The sequence below is a fragment of the Anaerotignum faecicola genome (assembly GCA_024460105.1).
Lineage (GTDB): Bacteria > Bacillota > Clostridia > Lachnospirales > Anaerotignaceae > JANFXS01.
The window spans coordinates 1-450 of record JANFXS010000287.1 but is presented as its reverse complement, the minus strand read 5'-3'; the positions used below and the strand labels follow the sequence as shown (position 1 = coordinate 450).

Sequence of the window (450 nt, the reverse complement as noted above, 5' to 3'; positions counted from 1 at the left end):
CATCAAAATGTACCGAGATATAATCGGCCACCGCGTAGATATTCCGGTATTTGGCGGGAGCATTTACATCGGTATCTTCCATGGCCGGCGTATGATTTTCACGCATAAAACGTATGAAATACTGGATAATATCCGTTTCAATCATTGCCCGGTAATTCCGCTTCCTGCTGTCAAATTCATCCTGAAGCCGGATATAGAGATCGATAAAATCCTTCTGCTGCTTTTCATTTAACGGAAATACCCCATAGTGCTGGTGAAAAAATCTGACAAGATTCAGGTTCGGAAACAGCTGGTCGAATTCCTTCATCTTGTCCCGCTCTATATAAAGGATAATGCGGTCATGGCCAAACTCCTGTTCACTGCCAGCCATGGTCATATGAATCGAGTTTTCATCCACCAGAATCAGAGACCCGCTCTTCACCAGATAAGAACGGTTGTCAAAGAAAAAAC

The 450-nt window shown here is 43.6% G+C and carries 1 protein-coding gene; it reads right to left on the bottom strand.

The genetic code is table 11. The annotated features are described in order from the left end of the window. A partial coding sequence (locus NE664_13995) for an AraC family transcriptional regulator (protein ID MCQ4727746.1) occupies positions 1–450 on the bottom strand: 450 nt, incomplete at both ends.